The 19,089-nt window shown below is 63.7% G+C and carries 19 protein-coding genes, 1 tRNA gene and 1 pseudogene; 14 read left to right on the forward strand and 7 right to left on the reverse strand.

What is annotated here, in order from left to right:
- Window positions 1–599: 599 nt before the first annotated feature.
- From ACX3OZ_RS09000 to ACX3OZ_RS09040, 9 genes and pseudogenes are all read left to right on the forward strand, one after another.
- Window positions 600–809, forward strand: a complete 210-nt coding sequence (locus ACX3OZ_RS09000; protein ID WP_459094393.1) for a cold-shock protein — start codon at window positions 600–602, stop codon at window positions 807–809.
- 67 nt (window positions 810–876) lie between these two features.
- Window positions 877–1,104 (forward strand): hypothetical protein, encoded by a 228-nt coding sequence (locus ACX3OZ_RS09005; protein ID WP_459094394.1) that lies wholly within the window; start codon window positions 877–879, stop codon window positions 1,102–1,104.
- 81 nt (window positions 1,105–1,185) lie between these two features.
- A pseudogene (locus tag ACX3OZ_RS09010) lies at window positions 1,186–1,341 on the forward strand (YegP family protein); the annotation flags it as partial.
- A gap of 51 nt (window positions 1,342–1,392) precedes the next feature.
- Window positions 1,393–1,554, forward strand: coding sequence for a YegP family protein (locus ACX3OZ_RS09015; RefSeq protein ID WP_459094796.1), 162 nt, complete (start codon window positions 1,393–1,395; stop codon window positions 1,552–1,554).
- A 68-nt stretch (window positions 1,555–1,622) separates the two neighbouring features.
- The gene (locus ACX3OZ_RS09020; RefSeq protein WP_459104304.1) at window positions 1,623–2,426 is read left to right on the forward strand and encodes a substrate-binding periplasmic protein; all 804 of its coding nucleotides are present in this window, start codon (window positions 1,623–1,625) and stop codon (window positions 2,424–2,426) included.
- A gap of 168 nt (window positions 2,427–2,594) precedes the next feature.
- Window positions 2,595–3,395: an amino acid ABC transporter permease gene (locus ACX3OZ_RS09025; RefSeq protein ID WP_459094396.1), complete on the forward strand. Its 801-nt coding sequence runs from the start codon at window positions 2,595–2,597 to the stop codon at window positions 3,393–3,395.
- A gap of 63 nt (window positions 3,396–3,458) precedes the next feature.
- Window positions 3,459–3,962, forward strand: coding sequence for a CreA family protein (locus ACX3OZ_RS09030; protein WP_459104305.1), 504 nt, complete (start codon window positions 3,459–3,461; stop codon window positions 3,960–3,962).
- Between the two features lie 210 nt (window positions 3,963–4,172).
- Window positions 4,173–4,808, forward strand: coding sequence for a peroxiredoxin (locus ACX3OZ_RS09035; RefSeq protein ID WP_459094398.1), 636 nt, complete (start codon window positions 4,173–4,175; stop codon window positions 4,806–4,808).
- A gap of 141 nt (window positions 4,809–4,949) precedes the next feature.
- Window positions 4,950–6,704 (forward strand): hypothetical protein, encoded by a 1,755-nt coding sequence (locus tag ACX3OZ_RS09040; RefSeq protein ID WP_459104306.1) that lies wholly within the window; start codon window positions 4,950–4,952, stop codon window positions 6,702–6,704.
- A 38-nt stretch (window positions 6,705–6,742) separates the two neighbouring features.
- On the opposite strand, the gene ACX3OZ_RS09045 is transcribed toward ACX3OZ_RS09040, so the two are convergent.
- Window positions 6,743–8,827 (reverse strand): catalase, encoded by a 2,085-nt coding sequence (locus ACX3OZ_RS09045; RefSeq protein ID WP_459104307.1) that lies wholly within the window; start codon window positions 8,825–8,827, stop codon window positions 6,743–6,745.
- 78 nt (window positions 8,828–8,905) lie between these two features.
- Window positions 8,906–10,333, reverse strand: coding sequence for an MFS transporter (locus ACX3OZ_RS09050; RefSeq protein ID WP_459104308.1), 1,428 nt, complete (start codon window positions 10,331–10,333; stop codon window positions 8,906–8,908).
- A gap of 253 nt (window positions 10,334–10,586) precedes the next feature.
- Here ACX3OZ_RS09050 and ACX3OZ_RS09055 point away from each other — a divergent pair, with 253 nt between their 5' ends.
- The gene (locus ACX3OZ_RS09055) at window positions 10,587–12,377 is read left to right on the forward strand and encodes a hypothetical protein (RefSeq protein WP_459104309.1); all 1,791 of its coding nucleotides are present in this window, start codon (window positions 10,587–10,589) and stop codon (window positions 12,375–12,377) included.
- Between the two features lie 119 nt (window positions 12,378–12,496).
- Here ACX3OZ_RS09055 and ACX3OZ_RS09060 read toward each other — a convergent pair whose 3' ends face one another.
- From ACX3OZ_RS09060 to ACX3OZ_RS09070, 3 genes are read right to left on the reverse strand one after another with little or no spacing between them, the layout of a single operon-like run.
- Window positions 12,497–12,865, reverse strand: coding sequence for an MmcQ/YjbR family DNA-binding protein (locus tag ACX3OZ_RS09060; RefSeq protein WP_459104310.1), 369 nt, complete (start codon window positions 12,863–12,865; stop codon window positions 12,497–12,499).
- A gap of 58 nt (window positions 12,866–12,923) precedes the next feature.
- Window positions 12,924–13,580, reverse strand: coding sequence for a peptide-methionine (S)-S-oxide reductase MsrA (msrA, locus tag ACX3OZ_RS09065; RefSeq protein WP_459094797.1), 657 nt, complete (start codon window positions 13,578–13,580; stop codon window positions 12,924–12,926).
- 56 nt (window positions 13,581–13,636) lie between these two features.
- Window positions 13,637–13,960, reverse strand: coding sequence for a hypothetical protein (locus ACX3OZ_RS09070; RefSeq protein ID WP_459104311.1), 324 nt, complete (start codon window positions 13,958–13,960; stop codon window positions 13,637–13,639).
- 243 nt (window positions 13,961–14,203) lie between these two features.
- Here ACX3OZ_RS09070 and ACX3OZ_RS09075 point away from each other — a divergent pair.
- Window positions 14,204–14,293 (forward strand) — tRNA-Ser (locus ACX3OZ_RS09075).
- 122 nt (window positions 14,294–14,415) lie between these two features.
- Complete coding sequence (locus ACX3OZ_RS09080) at window positions 14,416–16,191, forward strand: DUF6538 domain-containing protein (RefSeq protein WP_459104312.1); 1,776 nt, start codon at window positions 14,416–14,418, stop codon at window positions 16,189–16,191.
- A gap of 24 nt (window positions 16,192–16,215) precedes the next feature.
- Here the strand turns inward: ACX3OZ_RS09080 and ACX3OZ_RS09085 are convergent, their stop codons facing one another.
- On the reverse strand, window positions 16,216–17,250 hold the full coding sequence (locus ACX3OZ_RS09085) for a hypothetical protein (RefSeq protein ID WP_459104313.1): 1,035 nt from the start codon (window positions 17,248–17,250) through the stop codon (window positions 16,216–16,218).
- 135 nt (window positions 17,251–17,385) lie between these two features.
- Entirely contained in the window at window positions 17,386–17,844 is a 459-nt protein-coding gene (locus tag ACX3OZ_RS09090) for a hypothetical protein (protein WP_459104314.1), read from the reverse strand.
- 214 nt (window positions 17,845–18,058) lie between these two features.
- On the opposite strand from ACX3OZ_RS09090, the gene ACX3OZ_RS09095 reads away from it, so the two are divergent.
- A complete protein-coding gene (locus ACX3OZ_RS09095; RefSeq protein WP_459104401.1) occupies window positions 18,059–18,691 on the forward strand; it encodes a division plane positioning ATPase MipZ in 633 nt (210 codons plus the stop codon).
- Window positions 18,688–18,984: a hypothetical protein gene (locus tag ACX3OZ_RS09100; RefSeq protein ID WP_459104315.1), complete on the forward strand. Its 297-nt coding sequence runs from the start codon at window positions 18,688–18,690 to the stop codon at window positions 18,982–18,984. Before ACX3OZ_RS09095 ends, ACX3OZ_RS09100 begins: the two co-directional genes overlap by 4 nt.
- The last annotated feature ends 105 nt before the right edge of the window (window positions 18,985–19,089 follow it).

Below are 19,089 nucleotides of genomic sequence, written 5' to 3' on the forward strand. Positions count from 1 at the left end.
CCCACCCATCTCAGGATGGGTCCCGGCTCAAGGCCGGGATGACATTGCGTTTGTGGCGAGCCCGGCCCCCCACTTATCCATCTTATCCCCGCCCCCAAATCCTGGCGCATACTGCTCCCATCTTTCCGGGATACGGGCGGCGCTGCAGCGACCGGTGTCCGGCAAGACGGTCGGGAGGGGGGAGGTCGCGCTCCGCCCTGGGCTGTGCGGATGGGGCATTCGGGCATGGGGCTACGGTTCCATGCTGGGGCTTGCGGTCTGCCTTCCGAGAAAAACCCGACGCCCCGAGGCGACGATCACCTCACTCTTTACTACCCATCGAGGCGATCGCCGCCTCGGGGCTCCGCTCGTTCACCTATCCCCGGAGGCGTCGGCGCCGTCCGGCGCTGGCGCATGCGCGGCGCGCGGGGCTTGGCTGCCCCCGGACTTGCTTGTTCGCCGGGGCGCTTGCTGCTAGGGTCATCCACGTTTTCAGCCTTGCACGGCTTGCCTTTGGGCGAACCCCACATCTTTGCGAACGTCGCCAGCCTCTGCCCGCGTGTTGCGGCGGGGGAATTGCTCGTTCGCTGTTCGGCGCGGGCTTCGAAGGAAAACGTCTCATGGCCATCAACGGCACGGTTAAATTCTTCAATTCCACCAAAGGCTTCGGCTTCATCCAGCCGGATGACGGCAGCGCCGACACCTTCGTGCATATCTCGGCTGTCGAGCGCGCCGGCCTTTCCGGCCTTGCCGATGGGCAGAAGGTCAGCTTCGAAGTCGAAAAGGGCCGCGACGGCCGCGCCAGCGCCACCAATCTGGCCGTGCTCTAGTCTCAGCTAAATTCCGCCGGTCGGCGCTCCTGCTGGGCGCCGGCCGGCTCCTTTTCGGGAGCGTGACATGCATAAATACAAAGTCGGCCAGACCCTGGATCTCCTGCCCAATCGCGGCAGCAGCACCCGCCGCGCCGGCGAATGCAAGATCGTGGCGCTGCTGCCCTATGAGGGGCATGGCGTGCAATACAAGGTGCAGGCCAAGGCCGAGACCCATTTGCGCATCGTCAGCGAAAATGATCTGCAGCCCCTGCGCAGCGAAGCGGGCCATGCCGAACCCGTTCAGGGGGCATAAATTTCCCCTTCCAATTCGCGCAACTCCGGCTAGTCTTTCCTCCAGCGGCCTGGGGCTGCATGTTTGAGGGAGGCCAGCGTCATGGCGCATAAATTCAACGTCACCGCCGCAGCGAATGATCAGTTCAAGTTTGATTTCTCGTATAATTCCGAGAAAATCTTCTGGTCGGAAAACTACAAGGCCAAGGCCAGCGCCAAATCGGCCATCGAGTCGCTGAAGAAAAATGCGCCCGATGCGGCGACGGTCGATCTGTCCAAGGACGAGACCGGTTCGGGCTATCGCTTCGAAATCGTCGCCTCCAAGGATGGCCAGCATTTCGTGCGCTTCGTCGCCTCCAATGGCGAAACCATGGCGCGCACCGAAACCTACAAGGCCAAGGCCAGCGCCGTGAACGCCATTGAATCGCTGAAGAAGAACGGCCCGGGCGCCGCCATCGCCGACGAGGCATAAAACCCCATTCCAAGGGTGGTTGCTCTAGTCTAGCCTCCCGGTCAAACATTGCTCGGGAGACGGATTTCATGTTTGCACGCACCGGTATTCTTGCCGCCGCCGCCACGGTTCTGGCGCTCACGCTGCCCGCCGCGCAGGCGCAGGACGCGCTGCCCGATCTGGCTGGCCGCAGCATCGTCGCGGTCACCGAAAACGCCTATGTCCCGCTCAATTTCAGCGATCTGGCGACCGGCGAGGGCATCGGGCTCGAATATGATCTGTTCAACGAGATCGCCAAGCGCCTCAATGCCAAGGTCGATTGGCAGCTGGCCAGCTGGGACGTGATGATCCAGGCGGTGCGCGACGGCCAGTTCGATGTCGGCATGGACGGCATCACCATCAATGATGAGCGCAAAAGCCAGATCGATTTTTCCGACAGCTATCTCACCAGCCAGCAGTTGATGCTGGTGCGCGCCGATGAATCCCGCTTCGCCGACGCGGCGACCTTCGGCGCCAATGCCGAATTCCTGGTTGGAGCCCAGGCCGGAACCACCAATTTTTACGTCGCCGTCTATGACGTGCTCGATGGCGACGAAGCCAATCCGCGCATCAAGCTGTTCGAAACCTTTGGCACCTCGGTGCAGGCGCTGCAATCGGGCGATGTCGATACCGTGCTGATGGATCAAACCTCGGCCAATGGCTATATCGGTGCCAATCCGGGCGCCTTCAAGATTGTCGGTGAACCGCTGGGCACCGAGGATTTCGGCTTCATCCTCACCCCTGGCTCCGACCTCGCCGCCCCGATCAACGCCGCCCTCGCCCAGATCAAGGCCGACGGCACCATGGCGGCGATCGAACAGAAATGGTTCTTCGACTATAACTCGGCCCAGTAAGCGCTAACGCCGCTCACCTCTCCCTTTGGGGGGAGGTCGGCGCGCAGCGCCGGGTGAGGGGCCTTTGGCCACTCCACTTCAGGGAATGGCCCCACCCCACCTTATCCCCCTGCCGGGAGAGCAGGCGCATACTCGGCGCCCTAGCCTTCGGTCCGCATTGCGAGCTTTATGACCTATCTCCCCCGCAAACCGTCCGTCCTGTCCCGCACGCCGTGGTGGCTGCTGGCCATCGGCCTGTTGTTTGTGGTCGGGCTCTGGGCCATCACCGACGATGCCGGCTATGCGCAGATTTTCCGGGCGCTGTCGGGTGGCGTGGTCACCACCATCTGGGTGACGCTGGTCGCATTTTTCGCCGCCACGCTGATTGGCCTGCTCATCGCCCTGGCCCGCACCTCGCAAAACCGCGTGCTGCGCGAGCTGGCCACTTTCTACGTGGAAATCATCCGCGGCATTCCGGTGCTGGTGTTTCTGTTCTATGTCGCCTTTGTCGGCGCGCCCGGGCTGATCGCCGGGGTCAACTGGCTGTTGCAGCCCTTCGATGCCGTGGTCACCATCCGCCAGTTCGATTTCGTCTGGCGCGCCATTCTGGCGCTCACCGTGTGCTATTCGGCCTTTATCGCCGAGATTTTCCGCGCCGGCATCGAGTCCGTGGATCGCGGCCAGATCGAAGCAGCCCGCGCGCTCGGGTTCTCCCGCTGGAAGTGCTTCCGCCTGGTGATTTTCCCGCAGGCGCTGCGCACCATCCTGCCGCCGTTGGCCAATGATTTCGTGTCGATGATCAAGGATTCCGCTTTGGTTTCGGCGCTCGGCGTGCAGGACATCACCCAGCTCGGCAAAGTCTATTCCTCGGGCAGCTTCCTGTTTTTTGAAACCTATAATGTGGTGGCCTTCCTCTATCTCACCATGACCATTTCACTGTCGCTGCTGGTGCGCCTGCTGGAGCGGCACTTGCGCCAACAGCGTTATTAGCCGTCTCCACTTGCGTGGCGTGGCAAACTCCCCATCTACTGGCCGACCTATAGGAGCCCGCCGATGAACCGCTTCGCCGCCCTCGCCATGACCGCCCTGGTCGCCGTCACCCTTGCCGCCTGCGGCGACAGCCGCTCGGTCGGTTCGGTCGGCGTCGACTGGACCGGCAATGATATCGCCATCGATGCGGTGGCCGATCCGGAAGTCGATGGCGTCGTCTGCCATCTGGCCTATTTCAACCGCTCCTTCATCGATCGCCTGCAGCAGGGCAACTGGTTCGAGGACCCGTCCTATTCGGCGCTGGATTGCTCGGTCACCGGCCCGCTGACCATTGGCGATATTGCTACCCGCGCCGGCGGCGAGGAGATATTCAAGGAAGGCCGGTCGCTGATCTGGAAATCGCTGCGCGTCACCCGGGTTTACGACGCGGCCAATAATGCGCTGATCTATCTGGCCCATTCCCGCGAAGTGCAGCAGGGCAGCGGCAAGATGAGCCTGTCGGTCATTCCGCTTGCCACCGAACAGGTCACCGGGACCAAGGGCGCACCGGTCCGGCCGCAGAACTAGGTCCAATCGGGGCGAGCGGCGACCCGCAATTGCCGCTCGGAAACCCCGCCATCCTGCCTTATACCGTGCTCGTGGAATGGCTTGGCGCACACCTTGCCCAAAACATAAAACCATTCTAATCCCGCCGGCTTCAAATGGCTGGCTGAAGTACGATATTCTAGCCGCAGCGTTTTTTGGGGCCGGTTGCGCCCCGCGAGAGAAGTTGAAACCATGTCCCTCCTGATTGGCGATAACGCCCCCGATTTCACCCTCGACTCCACCGAAGGTCCGATCCATTTTCACGACTATATCGATGGGTCGTGGGCGGTGCTGTTTAGCCATCCCAAGAACTTCACCCCGGTCTGCACCACCGAGCTGGGCTACACCGCCAAGCTGAAGCCCGAATTCGAGAAGCGCGGCGTCAAGGTGCTGGGCCTGTCGGTCGATCCGATCGAAGAGCACAAGGTGTGGGCCAAGGACATTGCGGAAACCCAGGGCACGGCGCTGAATTTCCCGCTGCTGGCCGATCCCAAGGGCGAAGTCGCCCGCCAGTACGACATGATCCATCCCAATGCCGACAATACGCTGACCGTGCGGTCGGTCTTCGTTATCGGCCCGGACAAGAAGGTGAAGCTCAAGATCGAATATCCGGCCTCCACCGGCCGCAATTTCGATGAGGTGATCCGCGTCATCGACAGCCTGCAGCTCACGGCCAAGCATCAGGTCGCCACCCCGGTCAACTGGAAGAATGGCGAGGACGTCATCATCGTCCCCTCCGTCTCCAACGAAGCCGCCAAGGTGAAATATCCTGATGGCTGGAAGGAACTGAAGCCCTATCTGCGCATTGTGCCCCAGCCTTTGGGCTAGACGAGCGTCCCTGATTTTCTCCCTGACAACTGGGCGGTGGTTCATCCCACCGCCCTTTTTCGTGCCGCTCGACTGCACCGGCTTTAAGAGCGCTTAACCCGCAATTGCTAAGGCTCTGCCGGACGGGAGTGGGGGCAGCGCATGAGTTGGGTGACAAATAAGTGGGTTCAGCTCGCTTTGACCTGGGCGGTCATTGCCACCGCGCTCGGCCTGTCGGCCATGGTCACCGGCGCCCTCTTGAGCGTCTCTGGTGACGACGCGATGCGCCTCGTCCAGGCTGTGGATCTGTTCAACGGCCAAGCGTGGACCGACACGCTGCAATATCGCGACAACACCCCATTCGGCGCGCCGATGCACTGGTCGCGGCTGATCGATGCGCCGCTGGCGCTGCTCATGGCCGTTTTTACGCCATTCGCCCATGACGCCGCCCCCTATTGGGCAGCCTTTGTCTGGCCGCTGCTGCTGCTGCTGGTGGTGGTGGCGCTGCTCGCCGAATTGACCGAACGCTTGGCCGGCCCGGCGGCCCGACTGCCGGCGCTGGCGCTGCTGGCCATGGCCATCGCCGTCTATACTGAATTCATCCCCGGCCGGGTGGATCATCACAATGTCCAGATCGCGCTGACTCTGGCGCTGATCCTGGCCAGCATATTGGGGCGTCAGAGTGTCGGCTGGGCCGTGGCCGCGGGCATTATCGCTGCGACTGGCATTGCCATCGGCACCGAGGTGCTGCCCTCGGTCATCGCCGCTTTGGTCTGTTTTGCGCTTTATTGGCTGGTTGAGCCGCGCGGCGGGCAACGGCAGGTTCTGGCCTTCGCCGCCAGTTTCCCGGCGGCGCTGCTGCTGCATCTGCTGGCGGCCAGCCCGATGACCAGCTGGCTCTCAGGCGCCTGCGATGCGCTCTCTATCACCTATGTCGTCGCTGGCATCGGCTACGGCGTGGCCATGCTTGTCGCCGTGCTGGCGACTCCGTTGTTGCGTCATCCGGGCACCCGGCTGCTGGCGCTGGCGCTGCTGGCGGGGCTCGCCATGGCGGTGGTGCTCTGGCTGTTTCCAGAGTGCCGCAATGGCCCTTACGGCAATCTCGATGCCGGCCTGGCCGCCATCCTGATGCCCGAAATCGGCGAGGCGATGCCGGTCTGGGTCTGGCTCACGCAGGTGTTGTTGCAACAACGGGCTTTGCTCATTCTGCCGGTGCTTGGGATGGCGGCAGCGCTGCTGGTGCCGGCGCTGGTTCCGCCCGAACAGCGCTGGCGCTGGCTGGTGTTGGCGTTGTTCTGCCTCGCCCTGTTTGCCGTGTTCTGCCTGCAGGTGCGCGGCTTCCGCCTGCTCAGCGTGGCCATTTTGCCGGCGCCGGCCTGGCTGGTGGCGCAGGTCTGGGCTTGGTTCCGCCGTCGCCAGACACTGGCCGCCGCCGCCGGGGCGGCGATGACGGTTCTGGCTTTCATGGGCGCAGCGCACTGGACGCTCTTCACCTACGTTTCCGCGCTGCTGGCGCCGGGGGACACCAGTTCCTCCTCGCCTAGCTTGCAGGCTTGCCTCGAACGGAGTGCCTATGAGCCGCTGGCCGCCCTGCCGCCCAGTCGGCTGATGAGCTTCCTGCTGATCGGGCCGCAATTGCTGCTTGAAACGCCCCATTCCATCGTCTCGGCAGGCTATCACCGCAATGAAGCCGGGCTTGCCGATCTGATCCGGTTCTACTCCGGCAGCGAGGCCGAGGCCCGGGCGGTCGCCACCGAGCGGCAGCTGGATTATCTGGTGTTCTGTCGCGGCCTGCCGGCCAATCAGGCACTGACCGGCCTGCCCGATTTTGCCGGACTTTCCTGGCCCTGGCTGGCTCCGATCAGCCCGCCGGAGGCGGCGCTGCAAATCTATGCCGTCAATCTGCCGCTGAACTGAAAGGGCGGTGGTTCATCCCGCCGCCCTTTTCGCGTCGCTCAGAGCGGCGTCTTGACCTTGGGCTCGCGCGCCCAGTTGCGGTCGGACACCTTGGCAACCAGTGCTCCGGCATCGAGCCCGAACACCCAGTCATCGGCGCCGACCCCGGCCTTGTCGAGCAGCGGCTTGGCCTCATCGCCATGGGCAATGGCCTTGAGATTGGCAAAGGCATCCGAGCAGAAATCCAGCGCCGCCTTTTCGGTCAGCAGCGGCTTGATGCCATCCGGCGAGCCGATGATCGCCACCGCGTCGAACAGCACCGATGGCGCGCCATCGAGCTTTTCGTCGGCCTTGAGATGGCTGCCATCCTTGAGCGTCACCCCACCCACCTTGGGCGCGATGATCTTGACGGTGACGCCCTTGCCCTTGGCGGCATTCTGCAGGGCCTTCACCGCCCCGCCATCGGCGCCGTCGGTGACCAGCAGTCCAATGCTCCGCCCCGCCACTGGCGCCTTGTGCTTGAGGATCGACAGCGCGTCGGAGGTCTTCATGTCGACCGGCTCGCGCGCCGGGGCGATCTTGTCAGGCAGGGCAATGCCGAGCCCCTTGGCGATACGGGCGGCCATGTCCTCATCGATATTGCGCATCTGCCCGACGACGCGGGCCCGCACCTGCTCCAGCTGCACCTTGGACAGCTCGAACACCGTGGCGGCGATGATATGGCCCTGTTCTGTCTTGTTCTGCGAGCGATAAAACAGGCGCGGCTGGCTGAAGTGATCGGCAAACGTCTCCGACCTGATGCGCAGCTTCTCGGTGGCCGGCTCATCCATTTTGGCCAGGGTCTGAAACCCTTGGGTGCTGGCGCGCGGCCCGCCATCCTCGCCGGCGTGGGCCAGCGAATTGGGCTCATAGGTCGCCCGCCCGGTCGGCACCTGGGTCTGCATCATGCCGTCGCGCTGGAAATTATGCATCGGGCATTTCGGCGCGTTGATCGGGATCTGGTGAAAATTGGTCGTGCCCAGCCGCGATTTTTGCGTGTCGAGATAGCTGAACAGCCGTCCCTGCAGCAGCGGATCATTGGTGAAGTCGATGCCCGGCACGATATTGGTTGGCAGGAACGCCACCTGCTCGGTTTCGGCAAAGAAATTGTCCGGGTAACGATCCAGCACCATCCGCCCGATGATCTGCACCGGGATTTCCTCTTCGGGCACCAGCTTGGTGGCGTCGAGCACATCATAGGGTTGCTTGGCCGCCCAAGCCTCGTCGAACACCTGAATGCCCAGTTCCCATTCGGGATAGTCGCCCGCCTGGATCGCCTCATACATATCGCGCCGGTGATAATCGGGATCAGCGCCGGAGATTTTCACCGCCTCGTCCCAGGTGGTCGACTGCACCCCCTGCTTGGGCTTCCAGTGAAACTTGACCAGGCTGTGTTCGCCCTTGGCATTGACCAGCTGATAGGTGTGAACGCCAAAGCCCTGCATCATGCGCAGCGAACGCGGCAGGGCCCGGTCCGACATCAGCCACATCACCGTATGCATGCTCTCGGGCATCAGCGAGACAAAATCCCAGAACGTGTCATGCGCCGACGCCGCCTGCGGAAAGCCGCGATCCGCCTCGGGTTTGACTGCATGGATCAGGTCGGGAAACTTGATGGCGTCCTGGATGAAGAACACCGGCATATTATTGCCGACCAGGTCCCAATTGCCCTCATCGGTATAGAATTTCACCGCAAAGCCACGCACATCGCGCGGCGTGTCCTTGGAGCCCTTCGAGCCGGCCACTGTCGAAAGCCGGGTGAATAGCGGCACGCGGGCGCCCTTCTTCTGGAACAGGCTGGCCCGCGTCAGCTCGGGGATCGGCTTGGTGCATTCGAAAAACCCATGCGCCCCCGTGGCCCGCGCATGCACGATGCGCTCCGGAATCCGCTCATGGTCGAAATGGAAAATCTTTTCGCGCAGCACGAAATCTTCGAGCAGCGCCGGGCCGCGCATACCGGCCTTCAGCGTGTTCTGATTGTCCGAAACCGGCACGCCGTGATTGGTGGTCAAAACCGGCCCGGTGTCGCGCTGCTGCGTCTCCCCGCCCGTGCCGCGCGCCATGCTGGTCGTCGGCGCGTCCGGCGACTGTCTATCCTTGCTCATTGCTGCTGTTCTCCACAGCGACGCCCGATAGCGCCGCTGTGAAGCTAAACCCGGCTGAGCCGGACAGGTTCCGGCTGGCTAGCCGGCCGCAAAGCTCGAGGACTGGTCCTGCGGCCGCACCAGCCGCGTTGTCTGCCATGCCGCGGCAAACGCCACCGCCGCCATCGCCGCCCCCAGCAGATAGACCGGCACGATGGCGAACTTCACATCCGCCGCCGACACTGCCGTGGCCAGGCCCGCCGAATTGGCGGCCACCCCGGCCAGCGCCGCGCCGATGGCATTGCCCGCCGATTGGGTAGTCGGCATCAGCGCCGAGGTGCGGTCACGCTCGGCATCGCTCGCCGCTTCCATCATCGTCAGGTTCAGGTAGCCATTGCAGGTGCCAAAGCCGCTGCCGATGATCAACTGCCCAACCACCACCACGGCCACCATGTCTAGCTGCAGCCCGGCCAGCACCAGCAGCAGGCCGATGCCGATCAGCGCCGGCCCCAGCTTGATCAGCAGCTTGCGGGTTTCCTTCTGTCGCACATTGGCAACGGTAATCGCCGAAGCGCTCCAGGCCACTGCCAGCACAGCGGCCAGCGCGCCAGCCATGGTGGCGCCATAGCCCCAGATCTGCTGCACCACCAGCACCAGATAGACCGCCGAGCCGGCCCCGGCGACGTTGATCAGCAGTGTCATCCACAGCCCGGTGCCGACCACCGAAACCGGGCGGAACGCGTCCGGCGGCATCAGTCGGTCGCGGCTGCGACCATCCAGCCACACCGCCAGCACCAGCAGCACGCCGGCGCCCACCAGCAGCGCGGCAGCCGGCAGCGGTGCCGCCAGCCCGGCCAGCGCCACCAGCATGATACCGGCGCCGATGCTCAGCAGCCGCAGCCCAGGAAAACTCGTCGCGCGGCTCGGTTCGGCGCTTTTGGCCGGCACCACGAACAGCACCATCACGGCAAAGATCAGCACCAGCGGCACGCTGATCAGGAACGCGGCGCGCCACGACACCAGCTCGGTCAGCAACCCGGCCACGGCCGGCCCGCCAAAGGCGGCAATCGCCCAGATCATCGCCTGAATGCCGAACACTTTGGGCACCAGCCGCGACGGAAACAGCTCGGGGATCAGGGCAAAACAGATGGCCGACACCACGCCTTCGCCCAACCCCTGCAAGGCGCGGCCTACCAGCACCTGCGGCATCGAGCTGGCATTGGCCGCAATCAGCGTCCCCACCAGGAACACGCCCGCCGCGACCAGCAAAGCCGTCTTGGCGCCCAGCCGCTGCTTGAACAAGGCGGCGCCGGCGCCGCCGACAATGGCAAACACCAAAAACAGCGTCAGCGCCCAGGAAATCAGCGCTACGCCGCCCATTTCCAGCACCGCCGTCGGCAGCGAGATCGAGGACAGGAAGGCGTTGAACGCCAGCAGGGCCACCCCGAGCGACAGGATGAGCATCACGCTGGCATAGCGTGGCGTGAAAATTTCGGCCCAGCTGCCGCTGCTAGATGAATTGGACATGAAAAACCTGCGGGTGATGCGTTGAGTGCTGCCGCCCGCGCAGCAGCAACAGGGCCGGTGGGGCCTGCTTTGCAATGCGGACGAAACAGGACGGCAGAAAGGCGCTCCGGATCAGCAGAACGCGAATGACGTTCCTATCGCCAAAAAATTAAAAAAGCAATTGCTTGTTTTATACCGTTGGATCAAGCGGCTCTCTACGCCATCTTAACCCGCCCGGTTCATTCTGTCGCAACCTCCTGCACAGGACCGTTTTTTGACCATTCAGCCTGTTCACCGCCAAGGTCCCGATCTCCGTCTGGTTGCCGGGATCTTCCTCATTGCCGTGGTCATCCTGGTGCTGCGCACCGTGCAGGGGCGCGCCGGCATGCCGTTTTTTGCCGATACCGACGACGCCATGCGCATGGTCATGGTGCGCGATTTTCTCAACGGTCAGGGCTGGTATGATCTGACGGTGCAGCGCCTCAACACCCCCTGGGGCGCCGAGCTGCACTGGTCGCGGCTGGTCGATCTGCCGCTGGCCCTGCTGGTGCTGCTGTTCACCCCGCTTATAGGCGCCGATCTGGCGCTGGTCGGGGCTGGCTATGTCTGGCCCATGGCGCTGCTGGCGGCGCTGCTGTGGATCAGCGCCAAGCTGGCCTATCGGCTGGTCGGACCCGAGGGGGTGTTGCCGGCCTTGGTGCTGCCGGTGCTCAGCCCCGCCATCACCGCCGAATTCACCCCCGGCCGGGTCGACCACCACAATGTCATCATCCTGCTGACGCTGGCCCTGGTCTGGACCGCCATCGAGGCTGTTCGCCGGCCGCGCTTCGCTCTGCTCTGCGGCTTTGTTGCCGCCACGGCGCTGGCCATCGCCACCGAATCGCTACCCCCGATCGCCGCCGCCATTCTGGTCATGGGGCTGCTCTGGGTGGGCAATCCAGCTCAGGGCCGCACCATGCGCTGGTTCGGGCAGGCCTTTGCCCTGGGCTCGCTGGTCCATCTCGCCATCTTCCGCCCGCCAGCGCGCTGGCTCGAAGCGGCCTGCGATGTGATCTCGCCGATCTATGTGGCGGTGGCGCTGGTGGTTGGCGCCGTCTTCACCATTGCTAGCCTCGTGCCGCCACCGCGCGCCGCCTGGCAGCGTCTGGCGCTGCTGGGTGGGCTGGCGCTGCTCGGCATGGGCGCCGTCGCTCTGGCCTATCCGCAATGCCTGCGCGGGCCCTATGGCGAACTCGATCCCTGGCTGCAGGCCAATTGGATCGCCGAGATCATCGAGGCCCGTCCCTGGAGCACGGCAGTCATCGAACTGCCGGCCTATGCGCTCGCCGTCGGCCTGCCAGCGCTGCTGGCGACCGGGGTGGTGCTGTGGCGCTTGTGGCAGGTGCCCGAGCAGCGCGCCGAATGGGCCGTGCTGCTGGTGTTTCTGCTCGGCACCGCGCTGGTCATGCTGGCCCAGGTGCGGGGCGCTCGCCTCGCCATCATGCCGGGCATTCCTGCCGCCGCCTGGCTCATCGTCAGCGCCCGGCACCGCTATCTCGCCGCCCCCCGCCTTGGGCAGATCGCCGGATTGGTGCTGAGCTGGCTGGCCTTTTCCGGGGTCATTCTGGCGCTGGTGGTGATGCTGGCGGTCAATCTCATCCCCAGCCGGGCCCAGCAGGTGACCGAAGCCCGCGATAACAAGGAGCCCTGCCTCGTGCCATCGGCCTTTGCCGATCTGGCCGCGTTGCCGCCCGAGCGGGTGATGACCCCCATCGATCTGGGCGCCCATCTGCTGCTCTACACCCCGCATGAAGTGGTCTCGGCGCCCTATCACCGCAATCAGCAGGGCGTGCGCGACACCTTCCGCTTCTTCAACGACCCCATCGCCGACGCCCGCGCGATCCTCGACGAGCGCGGCATCGGCCTCGTCGTGCTCTGCCCCGGCATGGCCGAGCTCCACGGCCTGCCCGGCCGCGCCGAAGACAGCTTTGCCAATCTCTACGCCGCAGGAAAATTGCCGCCCTGGCTACACGACGTCAGTCTCCCCGACAGCCCACTACAAGTGTTCGCAGTCTTGCCGGAATAGACCCAGCCACCGGCCCCCACCCTCCCCTTGCGGGGAGGGACAGCGAGATAGGGCTTAGCCCTTGCTAAGTCCGTCATCGAGCCGGGTGGGGGTGTGGTTCCGCCAGCGCCGCGCTGTGGCTATCCGAGCCCCAATTCCGCCCGGACCTTCCGCGTTAGCCGCCCCACCACCAGCCGATGCGCCTCGCGCAGATACGCCTCGATTTCGTCCTCGGTGAGCGGGCTGGCGACCGAGATCGCCACCCAGCCCGCCCGGGCGAAATACGGCGCCGGCCGCACCCCTTCGAGTTCGGTCAGCAGCTCAAACGCCATCTCGGACACTTTCAGCCACACCTCGCCCGGATCGCCATCCAGCAGCGCAAAAATCCTACCACCGATCTTGGCGACCGAATCGTCGTGCCACTGGCGCACCAAAACCGTCTGCGGCAGCGTCAGCACGAACGCTTCGAAGCCGGGCCTTGTCATGATGGCGGGATGGGTGACGCTCAATGTCGACGATCTGCTAACCAAACGCCGACCCGGTGCCCCGGATCGGCGTCATTTTGGACTATTCGGCGGCGACCCCGAGGCCGATCGGGCAGGACACGCCAGTGCCCTGCAACCCGCAATAGCCCTGCGGATTTTTGGCCAGATATTGCTGGTGATAGGTCTCGGCGTAGAAGAATTCCGCCGCCGGGGCTATCTCGGTGGTGATCCGCCCCAGCCCGCGCTGGCTCAGCGCCTGCTGATAGGCGTCGCGACTGCGCTCAACCACCGCCGCCTGTTCCGGCGTCGTCGTATAGATCGCCGAGCGATATTGGGTGCCCATATCATTGCCCTGGCGCATGCCCTGGGTCGGGTCATGCTCTTCCCAGAAGGTCTTGAGCAGCGCGTCGAGGCTGATTTTGCTGGGGTCATAGACCACCTTCACCGCCTCGGTATGGCCGGTGCGCCCTGAGCAGACTTCCTCATAGCTCGGGTTGGGCGTTGCCCCGCCCTGATAGCCCACGGCGGTGACGATCACCCCCGGCAGTTGCCAGAACAGCCGCTCCGCCCCCCAGAAACAGCCCAGTCCCAGATAGATGGTCTCGGCGCCGGTGGGGTAGGGACCCTTGAGGCTCTGCCCGTTGACGAAGTGGCTGTCGGCGACACTCATCGGCGTCGCCCGGCCCGGCAGGGCCTCGGCAGCGCTCGGAATGCTGGTCGGTTTGGTGTTGAAGAACATGTCGTTATCGTCCTTTCCCCGCGTCATGCGCGGAAGCGGCGCCTGGGTGATCGGCGTCAAATCTGGTCCTGCCGCAGAAAGCGTTCCCGCCGCCGCGCCCGTCCGGCCAGCGCCAGCACAATGCCCGGCACGCCGAACACGGCGAAGGCCGGATAGTTGAGCACGGCCTGCAGTGCGGCATCTAGCAGGTCGGCAAAGAACCGGCTTTCGAAAAAGCCCGCCATGGCCTCCAGGCTGGTCGGATGCAGCTGCGTCCACAATTCCGCCAGGCTGGTGTAGACCAGCGCGTTGGCACCCAGTGATTTGGTGCCATCGATGATAAACAGAACCAGCGCCAGGCCGATCAGCCAGGTGCCCGCTACTCGTAAAATAAGCCGCATCCAGATTCCCTGTGCCGACGGGGATAGATTGAGGCTGGCCTACCCGTTTCACCCCATGCACGCCATCTTTGTGGCATTGGGGCGGCTCCCTCACAAGATGGCAACCCCCTTACACAAAAACAATCGTCATCCCGGTGACGTGATCCCTTGCGTCCTAGGCCGCGATAAGTATATTGCGCCTCGCTCGCGTCGGCCAACCAGCCGGCCCCCCCGGCGTTTTCCAGCCGGGGATAAAGGCGATGCGGAGAGGTGGCCGAGTGGTCGAAGGCGCACGCCTGGAAAGTGTGTAGGCGGGGAACCGTCTCAAGGGTTCGAATCCCTTTCTCTCCGCCAGTTTCTGAGAACTCAGTGATTTCAACGACTTAGGCTCCCGGAGAATTCTCGGGACTTGTGCACATGCATGATGCACGTGTCGTTCGCGCCTCCGGCCCCGTTGGCTCGAGTCGGAGAACATCGTGGCGGCGAAGTGTGCCTATGTCGAAAAGATCGGAGCGGTCTATTATGTGCGCAAGCGAATCCCGCGCGCCTGGCATGGCCGGGTCACGGGAGATGTCTTGCGCCTGTCCCTGCGGACCAAGGATCGGGCCAAGGCGCTCATTTTGGGGCTGGAGGCCTTGGCGGTGTTCGAAGACTTGTTGCGCATGGAACCAGAGGACGCGCTCAAGCACCTGACGCGGCGGCTGATCGATGAGCAGTTGCTCCGGCCGGGTGACATGACCGGCGCCGATCTGATCCGTCGCCGGGCTTTGGGCAGTGTCGGCGCCAAGATCATCCGGCAGGCCCGCGTGGAATTGCGCTTGGGCGAGCACCTCGATAGCCTTTATCAGGAACTGGTCCATTTCAACCATGCGACGGTGCAGGGCGAGGCTATTTACGACCGCAGGCCCGCCAGCGATGCGAACGAGGCCGATAGTGGAGGGGCGCCTGACCTGTCCGGTTTCGATGCCGTTCTCGAGGCGCTAGGAGCGGGGAAGCCGGAGGTCAAGCCGGCCGCCGCAGCGCCGTTGCAACTGGTGCGGCCGGACGTCCCAGTCAAGCCTGTCGCATCTGGCGATGTGGAACAAAAGGACGTCCACACGCTTCGCGCGCTCTTGGACGACTATTTCAAGCAGGTTGGCAAGACGACCGGATCGGACAATCGCGCCAATCTCGAACGGGCGGTCAAGATGTTCGAAGATCTCTGCCCGGCGGTGAAGACGCTGGCGGTGCCCGATATTCCGCTGCGGCTCTGGGACGAACTGTATGAGTTCGTGCAGGAAATTCCTGAGACGCGTGGGCGGAGCAGCCCGGCCAATCTGGTAGCATTCACCCGCGACATGCAGGCGAAGGGCGCCGCTTACCCCAAGCTCAAGGCCAGCACGCTCAATTCCAATTATCTGGGCGCCATCACCCGTTTGGTTCGTCATGGCAATAAGCGGCGGCTGTTCAGCTATCAGAGCCCGCCCCTGGTGGTTGCCGTCAGCAAGCGCGCCAGCAAGGGGACAGCCAAGGCGCCGTTCTCCTCAGAAGAAATTACCGCCATCACCTCCTGCCCGGTCTATCTGGGCAGCGCGTCCCGGCACCACCGCTATTCGCCGGGCCAGGAGGTTTTCGCCGATGACCATGTATATTGGGCGCCGCTTGTTTCCATGCATACCGGCATGCGGGTGACCGAGATTGGCATGTTGCGGTTCGAGCAGTTGCAGACCTGGTTCGGACGGCCAACCCTGGTGCTGGAGTTGGAGGAGGTCGATGAGCACGCCGAGGGCGAGGAGGGCTACAAGACCGGCAATGCCGTTCGGCGCGTGCCCATTCACCAGCAGCTCATCGATATCGGCTTCCTCGATTTCTGGAACCGGCAGCAGGAGCTCGGCCACAAGCGGCCGTTTCCGGATTGGACGCAGCACATCAAGGGCAGCAAGGATGGCCGGCCGGAGGTGCATTTCGAGGCTGACTTCTTCAATGCGCACCGCCTCAAGTGGGGGGTGCCGAAGGCACGGGCTCGCAAGCTGACGTTCCATTCGTTCCGCGGCTTCTTCATTCAGGCCTGTCATGACGCCAAGATCGATTCCTATACGATCCTGAAATATGTCGGGCATGATGAAGCCACCGAGGCGCAGACCACCTCGGTGCATCGCAACTACATGGACAAGGACCTGACCAAGAAGGATGTCGGCGAAATCGACAAGGTCGCTGTGCCTTTGGGACCGGTGACAAGTTTTGCCGACTGGTTGCGGCAACGGAAGGGATAGAGGGATGGCGGCGCATTAGCGCCGTCAGAATTTCAAGCCAGGCTCGGGTGCCTTGGTCCGACTGACCTCCCAGCCTCGCGATGGATGCGCCGGGCGAACCATGGCCACAAGCACGGGATCGACCGCCGGCGGGGTGCGGTTGGCCATGCCGCGCCAGGCGCGCCGGGCGGGGGCATAGTGGGACTGGGCGGTGCCGGCGCTGGCATGGCCCATGATGACGGCGATTTCTTCCGGCGCCATGGCCATGGCAGCGAGGTTGGCTCGCGCCTGGTGCCGGACCGTGTAGGCTGCGATCTTGCGGGAGCGGCCGCCCACGTCTGCGCGCGCCAGCCGGATAGCGCGCTGGCAACGGCGCAGGAGTTTTGCTGTTGTCGCGCCATGGGCGCGCTCGGCGGCAATCATGTCGGCGGTGCATTGCAGTTCAGCGATCTCTGCGGGTTCATAGTCATCGGTGGGGACGACGCGGGCCGGCTGCAGGCCGCGTCGATTGGTTTCCGAATATTTGGCGGAGCGGACCCAGAAGCGGCCTTCGGGATCCTGCTTGATGGTCAGGAACTCGCCCGGGCGCGTCGCAAGGTTGGCGCCATGCTCCAGCATGGCGGCGGCGATCTGGCGGATGGGGGTGGGATCGATCAGCAGGATCGAAACCATGGCGGCGATCTGTTCGGGCCGCACCGATTTGGCCCGGCAGGCAGACGTGCGCGCTTGGCTTGGCTTCTTCTTGCGCGGCGCGGGCCGTTGCGCCCGCAGCAGGGCGTCAATCTCTTCGATCTCGTCCTGGGCGATGCTGCCAGCATCCCAGTGGTCGCGCAGGTTCTGACGAATGGCGCCATGGTATTGCTTGAGGCTGTTCTCTTCATATCGTCCGGCCCGCTCGCCGAGGTCAGTGGCAAGATCGTGAGCGTCTGCCGACGCCCATCGTTTCTGCTTACAGAGGGTGCGGATCATGCCGGCAAAACGGGTGCGATAGCGCGCCTCCGTCCGCTTGGTCCTCGTCTGGACATAACCCCCGGCATCGGGGCGGCGCAGGCATTCGGGATAAGTCTCGATAGCGGTCATTTTCGCCTCGGCGGCTATGTTACAGTGCTGCAACTGTAACCGATGACCAAGCAAGACAGACTATCGCTGCTCTCAGCTCGGTTTGCTCGGCGTTCCGACCGGGTCGATGAAGCCGCCGAACAGCGTGCGCCGGGATCAATGGTCGAGAATCCTGGGGCGAAGATCATCGAGCAGGGCGGGTGCCAGAATGAAGTCGAGTTCATAGAGCAACTGCTTGCCCCGGTCCGAGATGGCCACGTAGCGGATCCGTCGGTCCTTAAGGTCAGCCTGTTTTTCAACCAAGCCAAGGCCCGACGCCCTCTCGTTGCCGTCGCCCAGCAGGTCGAGCTGGCGGGCTATGGTAGGGAATTTCTGGCCAGGGGACCGCGCGACGATATCGGACACTGAAACAACGTCACCTTCGCGGACCGGTGACATGCCGATCCTGAGCAAGGTGGCCAGCATGGCCATGGTCATGCCGGGGTAACGGACCTGAGCGGTCTCCAGGGCCTTCGCGAACCGCTCCAGCTCGGGGCTATCAAGGGCCTCGCGAGCGCCGAGAAAGAAAAAGAACATGATGCTGGTGCCGATCTTGACTCCCTTGAGATGTGCCATGATATTATATCAATCGATAATAACAAGTGGCCTCTCTATGTGGAGCCTCACTCTCCACAGTTTTTGCAGCCGGTCGCCGGCAACTTGTCGGCGAACCAGTACGCGGATCTGCCGCGCGCCATCCAACATTCGTATTGAGTATCCTGTCATGCGTGATCCACAGATGTTTGAACCCATCTTTCTCCCAGCGACGTTCAAGCGCTTCGTGCTGCTGATGGGCGCCAGCAAGGGCGGCACAGGGAAAAGCACGTTGGGCGCCAACCTGGCGGCCACAGCTTACAGCGGTGGTCTCAAGACCGTGATCTTCGACACCGACATCGATGGCGATAGCGGCCAGGAGTCCTGCGTCCACTGGGCGCGGGCGCGCGGCGCGGATGGCCCGACGGTGCGCCGGGCCAGCCTGGCCAAAATTGGCGATGCGATTGCCTGGGCGGAAAAAAAGGGGTTTGCGTTTATCGTTATCGACACGCCGGGGCGCGACATGGTCGGCATGAAGCGTGCGCTGAATCTGGCGGACTTCATGCTGACGCCCAGCCAGCCATCGCCCATGGACCTGGCGGCAACGGCGCCGATCCGCAGATTGTGGGGAGTATCCAGGACGCCCGGCAGCATCGTGCTGAACATGGTCGTCCGCGAAAGCCTGCCGCGCACGCGGGCTTATGTGCATCGTTACGCCGAGCAGGGCGCGGTATTGCCGGCAATTGTCGGACGGCGGGTTCAGTATCTCGATGCCATGGAAAAGGGGCTGGGTGTATCCGAATATTTGCCCGGGGATATCGGTGACCGGGAGATGCGCAAGCTGCTGGCTGCCATTTTCGCCGAAGCTGAAAAGCGGAAGGTGGCATGATGACCGAACGAACGGAAATCGAAGCAATGCCTTCGTCGCAGCATTCCCAGGCTGCGCGCGAAGTGCGGATCAGGCTGCCTCGGGCGGTCGTGTCCGAGCTCAAGCGCATGGCCGATGCAGACGGCACGACCATGAATGCATTGATCGCCGGCTATATCGACCTTGGCTTGACGTCCGCCGGCCGGCCCGGTGTGTTCGAGCTGGCATCGTGGTTCAAGGACTATCTTCGCCGCAAGGGCGGCCGCGACAGCGGTGCGATCGACGCTGTCGACCGAGAGGAAGATTTTACCTAAAGCCAGAACAGGCTTGACCTGTCCCACACCCACCATACCTTCTCCACGGGTCCACGGGTCCACGGGTCCACGGGTCCACGGGTCCACGGGTCCACGGGTCCACGG

The sequence above is a fragment of the Devosia sp. A369 genome, assembly GCF_054489345.1.